Source organism: Sporofaciens sp. St.21A7 (assembly GCF_059728535.1).
Map to the genome: position 1 here is coordinate 340,824 of NZ_BAAGFN010000001.1, position 20,177 is coordinate 361,000.

General features: G+C 38.9%; 16 protein-coding genes and 1 pseudogene. 10 read left to right on the forward strand and 7 right to left on the reverse strand.

The genetic code is table 11. From position 1 onward, the window contains the following. Positions 1-343: 343 nt before the first annotated feature. Genes AC6I3O_RS01670 through AC6I3O_RS01680 form a run of 3 tightly spaced genes read right to left on the reverse strand, consistent with a single transcriptional unit; the run spans position 344 to position 3,574 of the window. Positions 344-1,369 (reverse strand): tyrosine-type recombinase/integrase, encoded by a 1,026-nt coding sequence (locus AC6I3O_RS01670; protein ID WP_172538080.1) that lies wholly within the window; start codon positions 1,367-1,369, stop codon positions 344-346. After that, the gene (locus tag AC6I3O_RS01675) at positions 1,359-2,342 is read right to left on the reverse strand and encodes a tyrosine-type recombinase/integrase (protein WP_004074395.1); all 984 of its coding nucleotides are present in this window, start codon (positions 2,340-2,342) and stop codon (positions 1,359-1,361) included. Before AC6I3O_RS01675 ends, AC6I3O_RS01670 begins: the two co-directional genes overlap by 11 nt. After that, positions 2,339-3,574, reverse strand: coding sequence for a site-specific integrase (locus AC6I3O_RS01680; protein ID WP_290451271.1), 1,236 nt, complete (start codon positions 3,572-3,574; stop codon positions 2,339-2,341). Before AC6I3O_RS01680 ends, AC6I3O_RS01675 begins: the two co-directional genes overlap by 4 nt. Before the next feature lie 719 nt (positions 3,575-4,293). Here AC6I3O_RS01680 and AC6I3O_RS01685 point away from each other — a divergent pair. The 3 genes from AC6I3O_RS01685 to AC6I3O_RS01695 are packed head-to-tail and all read left to right on the forward strand — an operon-like array spanning position 4,294 to position 5,346. Then, the gene (locus AC6I3O_RS01685; protein WP_004074368.1) at positions 4,294-4,704 is read left to right on the forward strand and encodes a single-stranded DNA-binding protein; all 411 of its coding nucleotides are present in this window, start codon (positions 4,294-4,296) and stop codon (positions 4,702-4,704) included. Between the two features lie 13 nt (positions 4,705-4,717). Next, a complete protein-coding gene (locus AC6I3O_RS01690; protein WP_004074366.1) occupies positions 4,718-5,026 on the forward strand; it encodes a hypothetical protein in 309 nt (102 codons plus the stop codon). Beyond that, positions 5,023-5,346 (forward strand): hypothetical protein, encoded by a 324-nt coding sequence (locus AC6I3O_RS01695; protein WP_016219904.1) that lies wholly within the window; start codon positions 5,023-5,025, stop codon positions 5,344-5,346. The genes AC6I3O_RS01690 and AC6I3O_RS01695 overlap by 4 nt, the downstream gene beginning before the upstream one ends. Before the next feature lie 72 nt (positions 5,347-5,418). On the opposite strand, the gene AC6I3O_RS01700 is transcribed toward AC6I3O_RS01695, so the two are convergent. Then, positions 5,419-6,282, reverse strand: a complete 864-nt coding sequence (locus AC6I3O_RS01700; protein ID WP_004074364.1) for an AraC family transcriptional regulator — start codon at positions 6,280-6,282, stop codon at positions 5,419-5,421. Between the two features lie 206 nt (positions 6,283-6,488). Between AC6I3O_RS01700 and AC6I3O_RS01705 the strand changes: the two genes are divergently transcribed. From AC6I3O_RS01705 to AC6I3O_RS01720, 4 genes are all read left to right on the forward strand, one after another. Continuing rightward, the gene (locus AC6I3O_RS01705) at positions 6,489-9,527 is read left to right on the forward strand and encodes a glycoside hydrolase family 2 TIM barrel-domain containing protein (RefSeq protein WP_016219905.1); all 3,039 of its coding nucleotides are present in this window, start codon (positions 6,489-6,491) and stop codon (positions 9,525-9,527) included. Between the two features lie 167 nt (positions 9,528-9,694). Continuing rightward, positions 9,695-11,092 carry an MFS transporter gene (locus AC6I3O_RS01710; protein ID WP_004074355.1) on the forward strand — a complete coding sequence of 466 codons (1,398 nt, stop codon included), beginning with the start codon at positions 9,695-9,697 and terminating at the stop codon, positions 11,090-11,092. 351 nt (positions 11,093-11,443) lie between these two features. Further along, positions 11,444-12,244, forward strand: coding sequence for a helix-turn-helix transcriptional regulator (locus AC6I3O_RS01715; RefSeq protein ID WP_004074353.1), 801 nt, complete (start codon positions 11,444-11,446; stop codon positions 12,242-12,244). Between the two features lie 161 nt (positions 12,245-12,405). Then, complete coding sequence (locus tag AC6I3O_RS01720; RefSeq protein ID WP_004074351.1) at positions 12,406-13,218, forward strand: HAD-IIA family hydrolase; 813 nt, start codon at positions 12,406-12,408, stop codon at positions 13,216-13,218. A gap of 623 nt (positions 13,219-13,841) precedes the next feature. Here AC6I3O_RS01720 and AC6I3O_RS01725 read toward each other — a convergent pair. Then, positions 13,842-15,191, reverse strand: coding sequence for a relaxase/mobilization nuclease domain-containing protein (locus AC6I3O_RS01725; protein WP_044935816.1), 1,350 nt, complete (start codon positions 15,189-15,191; stop codon positions 13,842-13,844). Positions 15,192-15,309: 118 nt separating this feature from the next. Here AC6I3O_RS01725 and AC6I3O_RS01730 point away from each other — a divergent pair, with 118 nt between their 5' ends. The 3 genes from AC6I3O_RS01730 to AC6I3O_RS01740 all read left to right on the forward strand — a co-directional run bounded on the left by AC6I3O_RS01730 (position 15,310) and on the right by AC6I3O_RS01740 (position 18,441). Further along, entirely contained in the window at positions 15,310-16,608 is a 1,299-nt protein-coding gene (locus tag AC6I3O_RS01730) for an IS4 family transposase (protein ID WP_004074345.1), read from the forward strand. A 397-nt stretch (positions 16,609-17,005) separates the two neighbouring features. Beyond that, entirely contained in the window at positions 17,006-17,551 is a 546-nt protein-coding gene (locus AC6I3O_RS01735; RefSeq protein WP_004074343.1) for a hypothetical protein, read from the forward strand. Between the two features lie 329 nt (positions 17,552-17,880). Continuing rightward, the gene (locus AC6I3O_RS01740) at positions 17,881-18,441 is read left to right on the forward strand and encodes a sigma factor-like helix-turn-helix DNA-binding protein (protein ID WP_004074341.1); all 561 of its coding nucleotides are present in this window, start codon (positions 17,881-17,883) and stop codon (positions 18,439-18,441) included. Between the two features lie 47 nt (positions 18,442-18,488). Here AC6I3O_RS01740 and istA read toward each other — a convergent pair. Beyond that, positions 18,489-19,502: pseudogene (istA, locus tag AC6I3O_RS01745) on the reverse strand (IS21 family transposase); the annotation flags it as partial. A gap of 152 nt (positions 19,503-19,654) precedes the next feature. Then, positions 19,655-20,044 (reverse strand): hypothetical protein, encoded by a 390-nt coding sequence (locus tag AC6I3O_RS01750; protein ID WP_155962222.1) that lies wholly within the window; start codon positions 20,042-20,044, stop codon positions 19,655-19,657. Between the last annotated feature and the right edge of the window lie 133 nt (positions 20,045-20,177).

A 20,177-nucleotide genomic window follows, 5' to 3' on the forward strand; every position in this document is an offset into this window, starting at 1 on the left:
ACGTCAATGGGAAACGAAAGAGAGATTTTTATAGAAATATTTAGGTTTCTCCGTGATTGGGATAATCACGCTGCGACTATTTTCAATAGGAGCCAACCTGCATATTGGGGAAATATGCCAGAACCGAGGGTATGGGGAGCGGAATCCTCCATCAAGTTTGTCAGGTAAGCAAAATCCACGAAGTGGGTTTGGAGTTACTCTGGCGAAACTTGCCCTTTATGTCAGAACTGAAATAAAGGGCATTATCCGAGAAGTTTCATTATCAAAGAAACATCGTAAGAAGTGCAGTTTATAGGCGGTTTTCAAAAAACTTCTCGGATAATATATGTATGTTCATACAGTACTAATTCAAGAAATCAGGCATAATATTTTCATTATCAGACTTTTGGGTGACAACATTCTGTTTCGGGAACCACTTTTCATTCCATTCTTTGATATGCTTGTTCACCGTTCCTTGTGAAAGCTCCGCATATCGTTGAGTAGTTGCAACCGACGTATGCCCCAGAAAATTCTTTATTGCGATGATTGGAATGCCAGCTTCTAGCATGTGGGTAGCGGTAGTATGCCTCATAGTATGCGGCGAATAATGCGCTTCAAGGAACATGTCCGGATTCTGCTGTTTTGCTGCCTGGACGTATTTTTTGAAAATCCCTTCAATGCAGGAAATTGTCATTTGCTCATGAGTTTGACTTGAGAAAACATGGCTGTTAGGCCTGTTTTCAATTTTCCGGTATGACAAATACTGGCAAAGTATCTCTCCACATTGCTTTGCTATTATAATTCGCCGGGATTTATTCCCTTTTCCGATGAGGGTAATCCGAACCTGATCTTTCTGTTTCTGCATGTCACGAACCCTTAAATCGCAGATCTCCTGTGCCCTGGCACCACTGGCATACATGAAGTTTAGGAGGACTTTGTCCCGTCTGCCAGTATATTTCCTTTCGTCTGGAATCTGTAGCAGGACAGTGACTTCATTTAAGGAAAATACCGTGCGTGGGCCTGATTTTTGCTTTTTTACTGGTATCTTCTTTAAATTATGCATGAATACGGACGCAGCCTCAAGATCCTGGTTTTGTGCATACGCCGCAAATGATGATAAAGCCGCCAGCCGTTGATTGCGGGTGGAAGCTGTGCATCCCCTTTCTTCTTCCAGCCAGATAAGGAAACTGTTGACCGTATTGTAATCCAAAAGTTTAAAAGTAACTTTGTCTGCTGGAATCCCACGCTTGACAAACATGTATTCCAACAGCAGACGGAATGCATATTTATAAGAATGGATTGTATTGTCAGACAGTCCGGCTGAATAGGGCATATAAATATCAAAAAAGCTCTGTAATATTTCCATGAATGTTTCTGTTTTATTCCTCATACGACACCTCCGAAAAAACATCCCCGGCATAAGACTCAAACAGGTCGTTGTATTCAGGGAACATATCGCTGCTGAATTTCAGATATTTTTCTGTGCCGTTCATGTCGTCATGCCCCAGATATAAGGACAGGTATGGCACAGAATCGTCCGTAAGCCGGCCGTTGCGCTCTGCCTGCGCAAACGACCTGATGGCAAACAGATGGCGGAAACAATGAAGGCACTGTCCACGGGTATGCGGCACAGGCTCTATATAAATGTCAGTTTCTTTCAGGATTGCCTTGAACCGGCGCATAGCAGTGTTTTCTGACATATGTTTTTCCGGGACACGGCCTGGAAACAGAAAGTTTTCAGGACTGCCTGACAGGTCTATTGAGAGACAGTATTTTTTCAACATATCTGTTAATTCCCCGCCTATGGGAACAATCCGCTGCTTCTTGTTTTTTGCATTGCGGATCAAAATAGCATCATTTTCAAAATGGATGTCTTTTATGCGGATTGTCAGCGCTTCATTTACCCGGAGGCCACAGCAATACAGGAGCCTGAGAAGCATGGGGATTTCAAGCTGTATATGGGGGATGCTGTTTTTTGTCATCTGGATTGAATCAGCAGCCCGGAAAATCTTATCCAGTTCATCATCTGAGAAAATATATGGCATATATGTATCACGCAGTTTCGGACAGTCTGGCAAAAATACCGAAAATCCAACATGGCGCAAATATTCAAGGAACTTCCTTAAGTTACTGACTTTTCCAACGACTGTGCTTCTGGCATAAGCCGGGTGCAGCAACTGCATCCATCCGTAAACATCTTTACTGGAGATTTCTTTGTTGCAAATGCCATTTGCAGCGAGATAGTCATCAAAAGAATGCAGTGTAACGCAATCACATTTGTATGTACCATGGGATACGGTATGTTCCCTAAGCGCAAGGTAATCATTTATTTCCTGATTGAAAGCACTCTTGAATTTCATCATTCAACACACCTCCTTCCCATAAGGAATTCGAGGAAAAACCCCGATGCCTCTGGTGGGGAAAGCGTATAAGGGCGCAGCTGTTCTAAGTCAAGACGGGCATAGCATTTAGTGGAGTTCAAATCTGAATGCCCGAGGGTCTTGCGGACTGCTTCATAGGGAATGCCCTCATTTACCATGGAACTGGCAAGAGAGGCACGTAAAGAATGTGCGCCATGTTTACGGCCTCCGATATCAATGTCTGTTCTCTCTAATGCCTTTGCAATCCGTTTCCCTATCGCTTTGGCTGAAATATGCCGGTATGGTGCGCGCGGCGTAAGGAATATATAGGGGCTGTCGGAAATGGGGCGTTCCTCACTGGCATATGCAGCAATCGCCTCCCTGATTTCAGGAAGCAGTGGAAGTTCCAGTCCCGTACCTGTTTTTTGTTGGATAATACAGATAAGGTTTGCGTCATAATCAATCGAATCAAAAGTGAGCGTTGCAATATCGCCACTGCGGAGACCCAGACGGGAGGCAAGCAACACGATTGCATAGTCCCGTCTGCCAAGAGGATTTCCTGAAAGGACGGCTTCTTCTATTTTTGACAGTTCGTCTTCAGAATAGACAGAAGGAACTGGCTGTGGAATCCTGTAGCCAGGTACTATGTAAGAGAAATCTTTATCCGTATGTCCATGCTCAAAAAGGAATCTTAAAAAAGTCTTTATCCTCGGAATGTAACAGCCGCTTCCCATAGCAAGTATTGCTGTTCCAACCACTTTTGAATTGATCTGGCCTGCTTCTGTACATCCATTGCAGGAAAGATGATAAAGAAAACGCCTGTTCTGCTGGATGTTTATTCTGGCAGTAATCTCCTTTAATCCTCTGACCATACAGTCAGCATGGTAATAATCCAAAAGGATCTTTAAACCATCAGGAAGAACGTAATTTTCTTCCGGCATAAGGCAGATGGGGAGTTTTTCTCCCCTTAAAATAGCATTCAGGCGTTGGGTGAATAGAGCAGCATTATTTTTTGTTTCTGATGACACATCGTGCGTTTTGCAAAACTCAACAAAAGCCCTACCGGTATCTTCGGTATAGAAGTCAGATTTGTTTTCCCTTAAAAATCCCCTCATCTCATCTGAAATCCGGCGATTCCTTGCTAATACAGCTACACAGTATCCCTGCCCTTCCAAAAGCTGCATTAAGGATTGGATTACCTGCTCAAACGGCACACTGTTATTTTGGCACATCATTGTTGTCCTCCTTATACATTCAGCATTATTTTTACGCTGTATCTACAGTATAAGGTTTAAGTAATTATCTGAGAAGTTTTTTGAAAACCGCCTATAAACTGCACTTCTTACGATGTTTCTTTGATAATGAAACTTCTCGGATAATGCTTTTTTTATCCCGAATTCGGGATAACAAGAGTTATACCGAAAAGTAGATTATACCGAATTTTCTTCAGATGTCCTTGAAAATCGAGACTCGCCATTCAAAAACTCGGGATAAGATTTTTTCTTACAGACGGTAACTAGCCTACAAAAATTCGGGATAAGATTTTTCTTGTTTCAATCTACAAGAACAAAATTTTTATTTTTATAGCTAAATGAGAATCTGGCAATCAAAATCGTCAAAATGTGATAAATATATGCGAACTAAAAAAATATTATCCCGAATTTTTTGTATAGCACTTCAAGACAGATGAATAAATATTATCCCGAAATATTCTTTAGAACAGCTTGTATTTGGAGACTCTTTCGTAAATATCGGGATAAGGCACTTTTCGGTATAACTCTTTATGTCAGAACTGAAATAAAAAGCATTATCCGAGAAGTTTCATTATCAAAGAAATATCCTGAAAAGCGCAGTTTATCGGTGGTTTTCAAAAAACTTCTCGGATAATTACTTAAACCTTATACTGTAGATACAGCGTAAAAATAATGCTGAATGTATAAGGAGGACAAGAAGAATGAACACGATTGTTTTAATAGGTAGACTTGCCAGAGATCCAGAAACTAAGCTGGCATCTACGCAAAAGGGACAAACCAAAGTATCCAGGTTTCCATTGGTAGTAAAAAGAAATCGCACCAGCAAAGCATTTGTAGTGATGATCACAGCTTATGGAAATAATGCAGAATTTGTGGAGAAATATCTTGAAAAAGGAATTAAGATTGCTCTTTCCGGAGAGTTAGTAATCTCTCAGATCAAAGATGAACAGACTGGAACTGCATCCTATTATCCCGAAGTCATTATGGATAATGTGGAGTTTGCAGAAGCCAAAACAAAAAAAGAAGAATCTGACGGATTTCAACCAGTAGAGAAGAGAAAGATCCCATTTGATATACCAGAAGAACTTGAACACGAAATGCCATTTCGATAGGAGGACAAGATTTATGAGAAAATACTTTTTAGAATTATTTGCAATAGGATTGATTGATTCAGAAGGAAGAATCAATACAGAACATATGACAAGCGATGCACTTATGACTGCCATGAAAACAATGGAAGAGCTGACGCAAATGAAAATGGATCGTTTAGTTTTGGAAACAACAATGGAGATGATCTTGTGTATGTTTGAGTCATGTGACACAGAGGAATTTACAGAAATATTAGGCAAGCATTATACGTTTACTTGTCAGAATATCATTCTGGAAAACGAGTTTCTCATAAACGAGTTTTGGAACTTTCCTATGAGGACGTGAAATCTGCAAAAAATGGATTGATTGTCATCACTCCGGATTTTGATAATTTTACTGCAAAGCTTATTGCAGCAGATGAATATTCAAAATATATGACAGAAACGCCAATCTTGGAAGGTGTTGCAAACAGAGAATATTATGGAAGATCTGCGACCTCTATAGAGAACAAAAGCACGATAGAGTACGGAACAGAGCAAGGATTGGCAGCACTGATCTATGGCGAACAAGGAGTGAGTTCGTTGCCGATACAGGACATTACAGGAGAATACATAGATACAGATAATGAGTATATGTATTATTATTCGGCTGAGTTTGTAAAATAAGAATAGCAAAAGTGAGAAGAGGATATTACAAATCATTGTTTTGATAATTCGGTGGTATCCTCTTTGTGGATTTCAGAATTTGTTTCTCAGCTTTCGGTATTCTCTTGGCGAATATCCTTTCAGCTTGTGAAAAAGCCGGCTGAAATAAAGCTGGTTATCATATCCGACAATCTTAGAAATCTCATTGATGGAATAAGTTGTTGTTTCAAGTAACATCTGAGCATTGTTGATACGGATTCCCACAATGAATTGCATTGGTGTAGAACCGGTATATTTTTTGAAATTTCGGATAAACCAGCTGACACTCATGCCTCGTGAGGCAGCATAATCATCAATATTGATATTTTGATTGTAGTTTTCACTGAAAAAGGTAACAGCATTATCCATCTCATGATCAAGATATTCATTTTTTAATATGTGCTCTCTTGTCAGTTCACGGTGGAAACTAATCAGAAGATGACGTAGCAAAAGGACAAGCATTTCCTCATAATTATCTTGACAGCGTTGGAGCTCGATAATGATACGTTTGAAAATTTGTTCATATTCATTAGATGTACCCACTTGAAAGACACGTTCTTTATCCGGAAACCCATATTGACGTAAGATATTTTTCACATTGCTTCCTGTGAAGTGAATCCAGTATACTTCTGTCTTATCTTCTCCGTAATATTCATATTTCTGAAGTTCTTTCGGTCTGTACAGTACAATGTTGCCGGCTGGAACAATCGTTTCGTTATTTACATTATCAAAATGAAAATGCCCACAACCAGCAGTGATATATATAATCTGATAATCCAGACGACCCCTTGGACGGTAGGTCGGAAGTTTGGGATGTCTGGAAAGACGGTAAGTACCACAGCTACCGACAATCAGCGGACGACTTTTGTCTTTGAAATCCATATGTGAGTGGTTCAAATAACCGGTGTTCAAATGCATAGGACAGCACCTCTTTTCGTACTTTTTATCATTGTATCATTTAGTGCATATTTTGTCTAATCCAATTCATAGACATATTTTGCGAATTAGGATAAGCTATATATAGCATAACTAAGGAACGTAAACAAAAAGTAAAGTATAAGGTTTGCTTTAGGAAAACAAAGAACAAAAAACAAAAAAGTATATGTATTGGAGGAGAGCTATTTATGATCGCACCACGTTATTATGAAAATCTAAGCGTACTGCACGAAAACACAATGCCAGCCAGAGCCTATTATATTCCGGCATCCAGAAGAATGGATAACTTGGTGGAACACAGAGAAGAGTCAGATCGTATGCAGTTATTGAATGGAACTTGGAAATTCCAGTATTTTAACAGCATCTATGACATTAAGGATTCTTTCTTTGAGAAGAATTATGATACAGAAAATTTTGATGAGATTCAGGTTCCAAGTGTATGGCAGATGGCTGGATATGATACACACCAGTATACAAACATCCGGTATCCATTTCCGTTTGATCCACCATATGTGCCACAGGACATTCCGTGTGGAGCCTATGTACATACTTTTGAGTACAGTAGAGATGAGAAAGCGCCAAAATCTTTTTTGAACTTTGAAGGAGTAGACAGTTGCTTTTACGTATGGATCAATGGCTCTTACATAGGATACAGCCAGGTTTCGCATATGACCAGTGAGTTTGATGTTACCGATGTACTTCAGGATGGAACGAATACGGTGGCAGTGTTGGTAATGAAGTGGTGTGATGGTTCCTATTTGGAAGATCAGGACAAATTCCGTATGAGTGGTATTTTCCGGGATGTGTACATTTTGAAACGCCCAAAACAGGCAATCAGTGATTATCATATTAAAACAAGAATTGAGGATATGCTTGCGAAAGTAGAAATTGAAATGAAATTCTACTCTCCGTTAAATGTAAAAATTTCGATTGAAGATAGAAACGGAGCAGTTGTAGCACTAGGAAGTATTGCTGAAGAAGGAACAGCTGTATTAGAAATCGCAAGTCCGGAACTTTGGAATACAGAAAATCCATATCTATATAAACTGATTCTTGAAACAGAGAATGAAGTAATTGTAGATCACATTGCATTAAGAAAGATAGAGATTAAAGACCAGGTTATTTATTTAAATGGACAGAAGATTAAATTCCGTGGTGTCAATCGACATGATTCTGATCCGGTTACTGGATTTACAATCAATCCGGAACAGATTACAACCGATCTTACGTTAATGAAGCAGCATAATTTTAATGCGATCCGTTCCAGCCACTATCCGAACGCACCATTTTTCTATGAAATGTGTGACAAGTATGGATTCATGGTAATAGATGAAGCAGATATTGAAGCTCATGGTCCATTTATGATCTACAGAAAAGAAGACACTGATTACAATCGGTTCAAACGATGGAATGAGAAGATTGCAGATGATCCGGTATGGGAAGAGGCAATCGTTGATCGCGTAAAACTCATGGTGGAACGTGACAAAAACCGTTTCTGTATTGTTATGTGGTCAATGGGAAATGAGAGTGCTTATGGCTGCAACTTTGAAAAAGCACTGGAATGGACAAAGAATTTTGATCCAGACCGTATCACACAATATGAGAGTGCAAGATACCGTAATTATGATGAAACATATGATTACAGCAATCTGGATGTGTACAGCCGGATGTACCCAGCGCTTTCCGAAATTCAGGAATATCTGGATAAAGATGGAAGCAAACCCTTCCTTTTGGTAGAGTACTGTCACAGCATGGGAAACGGACCTGGAGATTTTGAAGATTACTTCCAGATGATTCAGGATAATGATAAAATGTGCGGCGGCTTTGTCTGGGAATGGTGTGACCATGCGATTGCTCATGGAACTGCTGAGAATGGAAAGACTATATATGCTTATGGGGGCGACCATGGCGAAGAAATTCATGATGGCAACTTCTGTATGGATGGATTAGTATATCCGGACAGAACGGTACATACAGGACTTTTCGAATACAAGAATGTTTATCGCCCGGCAAGAGTTATTTCCTATAACAAAGAAAGCGGAGAACTGGTGCTTCATAACTACATGGATTTTGATGACTTGAAAGATTATGTGAAGATTAGTTATGAGCTGACACAGGATGGTCTTGTGATCAGCAAAGGCATACTTCCGGAGTTTTCTGTGGCACCACACGGGGAAGGAAAAACAAACCTGAAGATCAATGTTCCAGAGAATGGGAAATGTTATTTAAAACTTATTTACCATCTGAAAAAAGAATTGCCACTGTTGGATGAAGACCATATTCTTGGATTTGATGAAATTGAGGTAAGTAAAGAGGATACAAAATGTAAACTTGCAGAGAAATGGATACCAAAAACAGTAGTGGACTCTGAATTACAGGTAAATGAAAATGATACACAGATTCATATCAAGGGGCGTGAATTTGCTTATACCATAGACAAACGTACTGCACTCTTTACAGAGATGAAATTCGCAGGGCGGGAATACTTGAACCATCCGATGGAATTAAATATTTGGAGAGCTCCAACAGATAACGATATGTACATCAAGTCTGAATGGAAGAAAGCCCACTATGATAAGGCTTACACAAGATCCTATACGACAGAGGTTGTGCAGGGAAAACATGGTGTGAAGATTACAAGCCATGCTTCCGTTGTGGCAGAGACAGTACAGAAGATTCTTGATGTGACGATTACATGGAAAATAGAAGCTGCTGGAAAGATTGATGCAGATATTGCAGTAACAAAAGACGATGAATTCCCGGATCTTCCGAGATTTGGTGTGAGGATGTTCCTGGATAAAAAACTTTCAGCTGTAAGATACTTTGGAATGGGACCACAGGAAAGTTATTGTGATAAACATCAGGCTGCGAGCCACGGTTTGTACCGGGCAGATGTAGGGGATTTACATGAGGACTATATCCGTCCACAGGAAAATGGAAGCCATTATGATTGTGAATATGTAGAGCTTAACAACAGCCGATATGGAATTGTGGCATCCGCAGAAAAGGCATTTTCATTCAATGCTTCTTATTATACACAGGAAGAACTTGAGAAGAAAACGCATAATTATGAATTAATAGAATCAGATAGTGTAGTATTCTGTGTTGACTACGCATTAAATGGCATTGGTTCTAATAGTTGTGGTCCAGTTGTATTGGAGCAGTACCGATTTGATGATGTATTATTCCGGTTTCAGTTTACACTGATACCGTATGTAAAGGGATAATAAAGTTTCATGTAACCCGTAAACAAGGAAAGAGAGTCTGATTGTAATGTAAAGTCCGGATATACAGAGCAATCAGACAAAATCAGAGAAAAAAACAGAATTAGATATCATACGGTTAGCCATATTGAGATTCTAAGTGCGATGAAGATGAGGAGCAAAGAAATTCGATGGAAGAAAAAAAGTATTTGAAATGGTATAACAAAATTGGATACGGATCAGGTGATATTGCAGGTAATGTAGTCTATGCGTTCCTGACATCTTTTATGATGGTCTATCTGACGGACTCGGTAGGACTTGCTGCAGGTGTCGTGGGTACCCTGATTGCCGTATCAAAACTATTTGATGGTTTTACGGATATATTTTTTGGAACAATGATTGACAAAACACACAGTAAAATGGGAAAAGCGAAACCCTGGATGCTATACGGATATATTGGTTGTGCCATTACGCTGGTCGGCTGCTTTGCAGTACCGGTGAGTTTGGGAACAACGGCTAAATATGCATGGTTCTTTATTTCTTATACACTGTTAAATGGTGGGTTTTATACAGCAAACAATATTGCTTATTCAGCACTTACGTCACTGATTACAAAGAACAGCAAAGAGCGTGTACAGATGGGATCTTACCGTTTTATTTTTGCATTTTCAACAAGTCTTCTGATTCAGGCGATTACAGTTGGATTTGTAGATAAATGTGGTGGAGATGCTGCGGCATGGAGAACGGTTGCTATTATCTATGCAATCATTGGTCTGGTCGTAAATACGATTTCAGCACTTTCTGTTAAGGAACTTCCGGAGGAAGAACTTAATGAAGGAGAAGTAAAGAATGATAATGAAAAGTATGGAATGGTACAGGCATTCAAGCTTCTTGTCAAAAACAAATATTACATGATGATTTGTGGAACATATATTTTACAGCAGTTATATGGTGCCATGATTGGAGCTGGCATTTATTACATGACATGGGTACTGAAAAATAAGAATTTGTTTGGACAATTTGCATGGGCAGTAAATATTCCACTGATCATTGCCCTGATTTTTACACCGACATTAGTTGGTAAGTGGAAAGGCATGTATAAACTGAACTTAAGAGGTTATGTCTTAGCAGTCATCGGTAGAGCACTTGTTGTTGTTGCCGGATATATGGGTAGTGTTCCGCTGATGATGGCGTTTACAGCTCTTGCAGCCTTAGGTCAGGGACCATGGCAGGGAGATATGAATGCTGTTATTGCATCCTGCTCTGAATACACTTATCTTACACAGGGAAAGAGAATTGATGGAACGATGTACTCTTGTACTTCTCTTGGTGTAAAAATCGGTGGAGGTATTGGAACCGCTGTTGTTGGATGGATGCTTGAGCTCAGTGGATATGTCGGAACAAATGCAACTCAGCCACAGTCTGCACTTGATATGATGCAGTTCATGTATCTTTGGCTTCCGTTAATCTTTGATGTATTGATTATGTTTGCACTTTCAAGAATGAATGTTGAAGATGCAAATAAAAAACTGAAAGCAGAAAAAGGAATTGCTGCAGATGAAGTAACAGATGCATCAGACATAAATTAGAATTGACAGGAGAAAGCGTTGTCTGGTCATTGCTCGATGAGACAGTGCTTTTTTCTATATATAAAGTGATTGAACTGTATTTTGAAAATAAAAAAGGACCACTTCATTTTTGTGAAATGGCCTTAAGAAAATATTCAGTTCTCACAAAATAGTCCTTTTAGTATTTATACATGGTAAGGATGCTCAAAATATTCAGTGTAGAATACTAAAAGGTCATTCAGATATTTTTTTAGGTTGCTCATTTGCAATTCCTCCTTTCCTTATTTACAAGTTGATTATAAGATAGGTGTAAAAGGATTGCTTGCCAAATCGAAAGAAGATATAGACAAATGTTGCAAAGGGGAGTATTTCATGCAGTTAAAATATGTTGACACAAAAGAGGAGATCATAGCAATAAATAGGAAGTCAAAACATATTGAACCACATCTTCATAATGCATTGGAGATTGTTTGTGTAACAAGTGGAGCATTAGAACTTGGTGTCGGACAGGAACTATATCATATGGATAAAGGAGATATAGGCTTTGTATTTCCAGATGTTATTCATCACTATCAGGTACTGACACCCGGTGTAAATAAAGCGACTTATCTGATTGCATCGCCATTTACGATTGCCAAATTTGCAGATATCATGCAATCCATGGCTCCTGAATACCCGATCATCAAAGCGGAAAAGGTTGAACCGGAGGTATATAGGGTTATAAATGCGATTTTAGAGACAGAACAGTCGGATATTACTGTTGCACAGGCATATCTTCAAATTGTGTTGGCACGCTGCATAGGAAAATTAAATTTGGTAGAAAAGAGCAGTGTGGGGAGCAACGATCTTATTTACCAGACAGTTTCCTATATATCAGCAAATTTCAAGAAGAAGTTTTCGTTGGAAGAGATGGCAAAAGACCTGGGCGTGAGCAAATATGTTTTATCCAGACTCTTTTCCAAGACATTCCATAGAAACTTTAATCAATATCTTAACGATGCAAGGCTGAACTATGCATGCCATCGTTTGGAAAATACGAGTGATTCTATTACAAATATTTGTCTGGATAGTGGATTTGAAAGTCAGAGAACGTTTAACCGAGTATTTAAAGAAAGATATAAAATATCACCAAGTGATTATCGAAGTACTTGTGTGAAAGAGATGTTGTCATAAAAGGTTCTGTTGATCGAAATATTTACTTTGATTTTACAGTGCTATGTATTTGATTTCATGTGTGGATGATATAATATAAAAATATTTGTAGAAAAAAGAGTTTTATTCTATTATGAAAAGAGTAAGGTGTATTCTAAAGAAACAAGAAAGGCAGGGCGCATATGAACATGATAAAATCCATAATCGATTTTAATGAAAAAAAAGGATTCATCTGTGATATGGATGGTGTGATCTATCATGGCAATCAGATATTGCCAGGTGTTCCAGAATTCATCCAGTGGTTGCATGATGAAAAGAAAGAATATTTATTTTTGACAAATAATAGTGGATATACACCACGGGAATTAAATCAGAAACTGGCAAGGATGGGACTTGATGTGCCAGAAGAACATTTTTATACCAGCGCATTGGCAACAGCCGCATTTTTAAAAGAACAGGCGGCAGGCTGTTCGGCATTTGTGATAGGAGAAGCCGGCCTGTTAAATGCACTTTATGATGTAGGTATCACAATGAATGATGTAAATCCGGATTATGTTGTTGTGGGAGAGGGACGCTCCTATTCATTGGATACATTAACAAAAGCAACGAATTTAGTTCTGAAAGGTGCAAAGCTGATCGGAGCAAACTCAGATGTTTCCGGACCGATTGAGAACGGCATTGCTCCTGCTTGTCGTGCATTGATTGCACCTATAGAAATGGCAACAGGTACACAGGCATATTTCTGTGGGAAACCGAATCCACTGATGATGAGAACAGGATTGAATATGCTTGGATGTCATTCAGCAGAAGCTGTAATGGTTGGGGATCGTATGGATACAGATGTGATTTCAGGAATGGAAAGTGGTATGTCTACTGTATTGGTTCTCTCTGGATGTTCAACGAAGGATACACTCAAAACTTATGCGTATCGTCCAACTATGGTTTTAAATGGTGTGGGGGATATTGCTATGTTAGCAAAGTCAAAGGCAGAGTAATAATGAATAATCTGAAGTACTAAGAGATAAACAGAGCTTGATAGACAATCGAAAATGTGGTTGTCTCTCAAGTTCTGTTTGATTATGAAATTGCTTGCATTCGTATGAATATTTATTTGACAGATTTTATAATATATCTATAAGTCAATTGGAAAATAGAGAATAATACAGTAATAATCAGAAGCAAATTTAATTTCACATAAACCATTCATTTGTTGCATCATTGCTTTTATGTTTTTAGTTCCTATTCCAGAACCATGATATCGGCAAGGCTCAGCAATTTTATTTTCTATTTTTATGCCTACATAATGATTTACATATAGCGTAGATATTTCTATAGGAATTAAAGGGTCTGCATATTTTCTTATATTAGATAATAAATTATCTGTAATACGACCTATATAGTCTAGACACACTTTTATTTTAGCTGGCTTCCAAATAAGTTTATCAATTTTTAAGGTATAACCATCTACTTGTAGAGAAAAATAAATCTAAAAATTTAAAGTAAGTAATCATAAAGCAATGTAAAGTATATTATGTTCGACTAACAAACAGTAGAAAGATACATCTTCTCTTCAATAATCGAATAGGCGGGGATTTAATCAAAATCCCCGCCTATTCGATTACAAAGTTTCTTCGTGAAGTGGATGGGATAATGCAATATTTTGCGTGTTGAGTAGTGCTGAAAAGTTTTGCTGAATGATATCCAGTGTTAGTTGCTTTTTCCGCAATTCCTGCTTCTCTCGTATAGTAGATGCTTTCTCAGATACAAGATTGTCAATTCGTTTCTGGATTTTTTCAGAGCTTGGGATTTTGGTAATGCCGAAATCCTGAAGCTCTTTTTTTAACGAATCGTGGAGCTGATATTCAGCCTGATGTCTGCTCCGGTATGCTGTGGGATTTGGAGCTGATTTTGCATCTTCGATAACTTTACGACAGAGCCGATAAGAGTCACAATGTTTTTGAATGACTTTCTGCGTGGTTAGCTCAGTGCTGATTTTCTGGATGTGCTGATCAGCCGCTTTGATGGAATTTTCAACATTGGAAATATGCTGTTGGAAGTCCTCGTAGTTTAAGAGATTATTTTCGGAGAGATAGTTGAACGTCTTTGCAGCTTCTTTTAGATTATTCAGTTTTGCCCAGCGTTCAAAGCATTCACGATTGCCTGTTGTGATATAGGTGGAGATATTGATATACAGGCGAGCTTCTCTGGACAAAGGCTTCGGAGTTTTCGTCTTATAACGATTTTTCTCTAAGCGGAGTCGGACATTTTCTTCTGTATAGTAGCTTCCGAGAGATTTCATATAGGTGAAATTTTTCTGTTCAGGTGCCCGGAAGGATAAATTTTTTCCCTGTCGTATTTCATATCCTGCCAACTGCATTTTCTGTAAAAATTCTTCATAATTGATAGAGGACCAGATTGCCTTATCAATCGAAACACGTAGTTTGACTTTCCAGCTGGTTCCACGATGGTATTCCATATTTTCTTTATAACTCTTCCCTTTTTCACCGGTTGGCATACTGGTGGCAAGTCCGTTTTCCTGGCAGATGCGATTGCTGATCCGACAGATTTTATGATAGCTGCGTTTGTTGGAAACATACTTGTGATTGGAGACGAAGCTGGCGGCGTTGAAGAGGATATGATTGTGGATGTGGTCTTTATCAACATGGGTACTGATCACGTATTCATATTTTCCTTTTAGCACTTCATCCGCAAATTGTTGTCCCAGGCGATGTGCGGTTTCTGCGTCAATTTCTCCAGGCTTAAATGACTGAATTAAGTGAAATGCAAGATTATCGCCCTTATCCATTCCATTCTTTTTTGCATTTTCTCTGGTGAGAGCAAATTCCAGATCTGCAGTTTCCGGTGAGCAGCCAAAACTGGAAACCAGTATTTTTTCATCTGTCTTATCTGGATTGGTGATATAGTCCAGAGCTTTCTTGTCAGTTACTTTAATGGGGAAGATCTTAATATACTAATGTCATTAACTTAAAAAAATTTATAAAATAAAACAGAAAAAGGTCTTGACAAATGTCAGAAAAAATGTGGCGAAGCCTCCTTGAATGAATACATTTTAGGAGGAATTGCTAATGAACTTTTACGCTGATTATGTCCGCAACAAACTCAACGCTGCCATTTCCAGCATGTCCAGTCAGATAGAAGATTACGTCAAAAATCCTGGGCATGATTTTACCAGAAATCGAAAGATGAACTTTACCTCGACAATAAACTTTCTACTTACTATGGAAGGTGGTTCACTTAACTCAGAATTACACAAATATTTTAATTATGATCTGAATCAAATAACCCGTTCTGGTTTCATAAAACAAAGGAACAAATTGAAACCAGATACCATGGAATATTTATTTCATAAATTTCATGAGCAGATATTATGTAACAAAAAATACCAAGGCTACCAGTTACTTGCCTGTGATGGTTCTGACTTGAATATATTTCGTGATCCACTAAATCCACACACGTATTTTGCTGGTAAAGAAGGAACTTTTGGTTTTAATCAACTGCATCTTAATGCCTTGTATGACCTCCAAAGCAGGCGATATGTCGATGCTCTGATTCAGGAGCCTTATGAAGAAAATGAATCCTCTGCCATGATTGAAATGATTAAAAAGCTGACTGCAAATCAGAAGACTATCATTATGGCAGATCGTGGATACGAAACTTATAACATTTTTGCAAATATTCAGGAACGTGGTCTCTTTTATCTAATCCGGATTAAAGATACCTCGAAAAAAGGCAGCATTTCTGGAAGCCTTTCCTTGCCGGTATCCTGTGAATTTGACGAAGAAATCGAACTGATTATGACCCGTAAACAAAAGTTTTATAAAACGAAAGGTTATAAATATCTCTCAAATTCATCGCCATTTGACTTTCTTGATTCTGAGAATTTGTTTTATACACTTCATCTCAGACTCACACAGTTTCAGCTGGAAAATGGAGTTTATGAATGTATAGCCAGCAACCTGGATAAAGAAGAATTCCCACCTGAAAAGATCAAGGAACTTTATCATATGCGATGGGGAATCGAAACTTCTTTCCGTGAGCTGAAATATACGATTGGCCTGACAAATCTTCACTCTAAAAATGTGGAATATATCTGTCAGGAAATTTACGCAAAACTGATCCTGTATAATTTTTGTGAAATTATTTCAGCAAATATCATACTGGAAGAAAGAAACCGTAAGTACACATACCAATTAAACTACACAATGGCAATTCAAATATGCAGGCATTATCTGCGCCAGACATTTGTAACGATAGATGTTGAAGGCCTGATTAAGAAAGAACTATCACCCCAAAGACCACACCGACAATATCAGCGTCGAGTAATAAAGAAACGATGGGTTAGTTTCGCATACCGTATAGGATAAAAAATTATTCAAATGAATATAGCTGGCAAAAAGCAGACTTTTGGTTTGTTTATTTGTTATGCGTAAATCTTGTGATTTTTCAAGAAAGCTAATCTGAACACTTATTACAATAATCGAAATTTTCTTAAGTTAATGACATTAACTGAATCAGGGCCCCCTTTGGAGAGATAGATATTCGATGAGAACATCAGCAGTCGGGGATACATCCTTTCCCGTGAGAACCGATTGCTTTCAATAGATCATACAGTTGCCGGTCAGCCAGAAATAGAAGCTATCCCACAGCGGATATTTCTGCGGAATCTGCATGAAGAGATGTTAGGACAGTGACAGACTGTGAATGGAACAAACAATACAATGATTGGTCTGGCTGCGGAAGCGGTCGGGAAGGAGGACAATTATGCAGAGAATACAGGATATGTTTATCAATATGGAAGAAGTGGCAGAGGATGCTTATAAGAATACGGAATTATTGCTGAGTCAGTATACCAAGGTAATGTTCCGTATTGAGAAGAACCTTGTGGATATAGATTATGAAATGTATGCAGAAGAAGGGAAGCATCTGAAGGAAATGTTATATGATCTGGTAGATTTTGATGCGACTGCAGAGAAACGCAGAATCCAGGAAAAGCTTCTGAATAATGATATGAATCTCTGTTTGCTGGAAATTATGAGAGATTCCCTGATAGCTTTGAGGGATTATCCAAAGAATGGACAGCTGTATTATCGGCTTTTAAAATATAGATATTTTGAAGCAGGAAATACCAATGAAGATGTGATGATGATGCTGGATGATATGCCAAGCACCACTTATTATCGAAACCGTAAGAAAGCAATCCGGTTGTATGCAACAATGCTCTGGGCATTTACGCGACCGGAAAAGATACAGAATAAGATGGAGGAAATAAACTGGAAGAAAAGTGGAAGTAAAGTGGCAGTGAACTGACAGTAAACTGGCATGTGAATGGTATTACAATGAAAATACGTGCATGTTAGAATTGATATGCTGAGAGAAATAGACCTTCGCAGACGTAATGTTTGCGGAGGTTTTTTTTCTCAAATTATAAGGCGTCAGGCTGTGCCCGGAAGGGCATGGCCTTTTTTTATACCTAAAAACAGGTTGCTGATTTGAAAAAGCTTCCTTTTTAACAGGTAGACGCCGGAAAGGAAGAGCATATCAAGATGCAGGGAAGAGGCAGGCATTATGCCAGATATCCATGATTTTTGATTTGTCATAAATCAAACCAACAAAAACGACAAATTGGAGGAACAATCATGGAAGAAAGAAAATACACATTTTACGACAGATATCAGAAGGTGAAATACGCTAATATTACAGCAGAGGAGCTGGAAGTTCTTAATATTTCTTATAATAAGGAACATTATATGTTTGATCAGCAGCATCAGAGAAATAATACAGTATTATTTTGTGGTTTAGAGTCAGAAAACGGTTGTGCGACAGACTTTATCGCAGATAGCGGACGTGACATTGCATCGGATATCACAACCGAGATCTTCTTCAAAGAACTCTTTAGTGATCTGACAGAGAAAGAAAAGAAAATCGTGAGCGATTATTTTATTATGGGAAAACAGGTTAAGGAAACAGCAGAGGAACTGGGCATCAGCACACGTCAGGTGAGTAGAGACAAAAACAGTGCTTTGGCAAAAATGTTAAAGAGAATGAAAGCAGCTGGATATGAATCATATGCTGAGGCGGCAGGTGTATTTCTGCAGGAAAGCGATTATATTCTAACACAGATGGAAACACAGAATTCAATTATGAAGAAAAGGACCGGAGAAGTGAGACTGCCATCAGATAACAATGGTAATAAATAAACGTAATTGAAAAATCAATCATCAAAAAGGGCACTGGAGAAAAATCCAATGTGATAATTGAACTGGACGGTGGCTGTCTTCCAGTCACTCAGTTCAAAGCGGGTAGTAGGTAATGGCGAAAGTAATGGCTTTTCATCTTCAAGAAATAAGTCCAGCCGGCTGCCCTCTTTCTTTTGAAAGAGCCTTCGATTGAACTGCTCCAGTTTTTCTCTGATTGCACAGTTTAATTCGGCAAGAGAAAAGAACTGTTCATTCCGGAGTGCTGCTGTTATCTAAGTAGAAATATTTCCTACTGTTCCTTCGGCATTCGGCTTATCCTTTGGTGTCCTGACACGGGCAGGGATGATAGCTGTGCCATAGTGCTCAGCCATTTCCTGATAGGTTTCATTGATCTGCTGATCTTTCCATCCACCATTGTGAACAACTGCTGTCCTGCAGTTATCCGGTACGAGAATTCTGGCGACACCGCCAAAAAATTCGTACATATGGACATGGGCAGTGATCCATGATTTCTGCTTCATATCCAGAAAGGCTTCTACATACGCATACTGGCTGTAAGTCATTACACCTACGAATATGTAAGACTTTAAGCTTTCACCGGTATCTGGGTCAATAATCGTTGCAGGATCCCCTGCCCAGTCAACCTCGACCTGCTCACCGGGTTTACGATTGATGTGCATGGTAGCACGTCGTTTCTGTTCATCCTGTTGGATGTGATAGCAGAATTGTGAATACATCAGTGGTTCATCGCCGTTGGCACGGCAATCCTCCATGTATTCTGTCCACAGGAGTTTTTTACTTACTCCGTTACGGAGCAGCTCCTTGTGAATGTAGGCATAGTCTGGCATACGCTTTTGAGAGCGGTCGCATTGTTTTGGATAAAGCAAGCCTTCAAGAACTTCATCCGTTTGAGTGTCTTCCAGCGGCCAAGAAACATCTAATTCTTGTGCTCGTTTTAAGACCTTTGCTACGGTATTTCTTGAACACGGAACGCTCAATGCTATGCTCCGATTACTAAATCCTAAGCTGGATAATCTTAGGATTTCTCGATATTTGGTCATAATGGGACCTCCTGTGTAATAGATTTACACAATAATTGTGCATAATTCTATTATAAAACAAGTGGCTCATTATGACCGGAATCGTGGCTCACGGCAAAACGGAATCGTGGCTCACTCTCATCGGACAGGTGGCTCATTTGGGCACAGATTATTCATCCCCAGTCCATCTGGTATGATTCTCCCGGTGCTGTATGGTAACGCTGACCACGGCTGCCTTGAGAAACTACAAGCTGCCTTTTGGGTGGGACAAGTTCCTTATGCTTGGAAATATAGTCTTTAACGATGGTTAAACCACCCTGGAACCCATTTTCTTTTAATCTGTCATAACAGAGGGAAGAGTTTGTAATTCCTTTTCGGAGTAATTCATCAATAATCCCTGTAAATCCTGTCAGAAGAGTATGTTCGGCTTTACGGCCGGTGAGTGCATGCGGAAGGTCAATAAAGCCAGATTTTTTAATTCTTCGTAGTTTGGCCCGTGAAATTCCTGCCCTGCGTTCTAATTCTGCGAGATTAACTTTATCAGGATTGAATTTTTCTTCCATTGTGATTTCTACTGATGCATTGGCATACATCATTTTAGAACATGAAGAGAAAAATACAATGACTTTTCTATCCGACTAAAAATGGTTAATTCTAAGCGGCTTTAGGTGGTCAATTTTCCCCGCCCCTAACAAA

Excerpts from the sequence above, each read along its gene's own strand:
- AC6I3O_RS01670 (WP_172538080.1), bottom strand. The coding sequence starts at position 1,369 with ATGAGGAATAAAACAGAAACATTCATGGAAATATTACAGAGCTTTTTT.
- AC6I3O_RS01675 (WP_004074395.1), bottom strand. The coding sequence starts at position 2,342 with ATGATGAAATTCAAGAGTGCTTTCAATCAGGAAATAAATGATTACCTT.
- AC6I3O_RS01680 (WP_290451271.1), bottom strand. The coding sequence starts at position 3,574 with ATGATGTGCCAAAATAACAGTGTGCCGTTTGAGCAGGTAATCCAATCC.
- AC6I3O_RS01685 (WP_004074368.1), top strand. The coding sequence starts at position 4,294 with ATGAACACGATTGTTTTAATAGGTAGACTTGCCAGAGATCCAGAAACT.
- AC6I3O_RS01690 (WP_004074366.1), top strand. The coding sequence starts at position 4,718 with ATGAGAAAATACTTTTTAGAATTATTTGCAATAGGATTGATTGATTCA.
- AC6I3O_RS01700 (WP_004074364.1), bottom strand. The coding sequence starts at position 6,282 with ATGCATTTGAACACCGGTTATTTGAACCACTCACATATGGATTTCAAA.
- AC6I3O_RS01705 (WP_016219905.1), top strand. The coding sequence starts at position 6,489 with ATGATCGCACCACGTTATTATGAAAATCTAAGCGTACTGCACGAAAAC.
- AC6I3O_RS01710 (WP_004074355.1), top strand. The coding sequence starts at position 9,695 with ATGGAAGAAAAAAAGTATTTGAAATGGTATAACAAAATTGGATACGGA.
- AC6I3O_RS01715 (WP_004074353.1), top strand. The coding sequence starts at position 11,444 with ATGCAGTTAAAATATGTTGACACAAAAGAGGAGATCATAGCAATAAAT.
- AC6I3O_RS01720 (WP_004074351.1), top strand. The coding sequence starts at position 12,406 with ATGAACATGATAAAATCCATAATCGATTTTAATGAAAAAAAAGGATTC.
- AC6I3O_RS01730 (WP_004074345.1), top strand. The coding sequence starts at position 15,310 with ATGAACTTTTACGCTGATTATGTCCGCAACAAACTCAACGCTGCCATT.
- AC6I3O_RS01735 (WP_004074343.1), top strand. The coding sequence starts at position 17,006 with ATGCAGAGAATACAGGATATGTTTATCAATATGGAAGAAGTGGCAGAG.
- AC6I3O_RS01740 (WP_004074341.1), top strand. The coding sequence starts at position 17,881 with ATGGAAGAAAGAAAATACACATTTTACGACAGATATCAGAAGGTGAAA.
- AC6I3O_RS01750 (WP_155962222.1), bottom strand. The coding sequence starts at position 20,044 with ATGGAAGAAAAATTCAATCCTGATAAAGTTAATCTCGCAGAATTAGAA.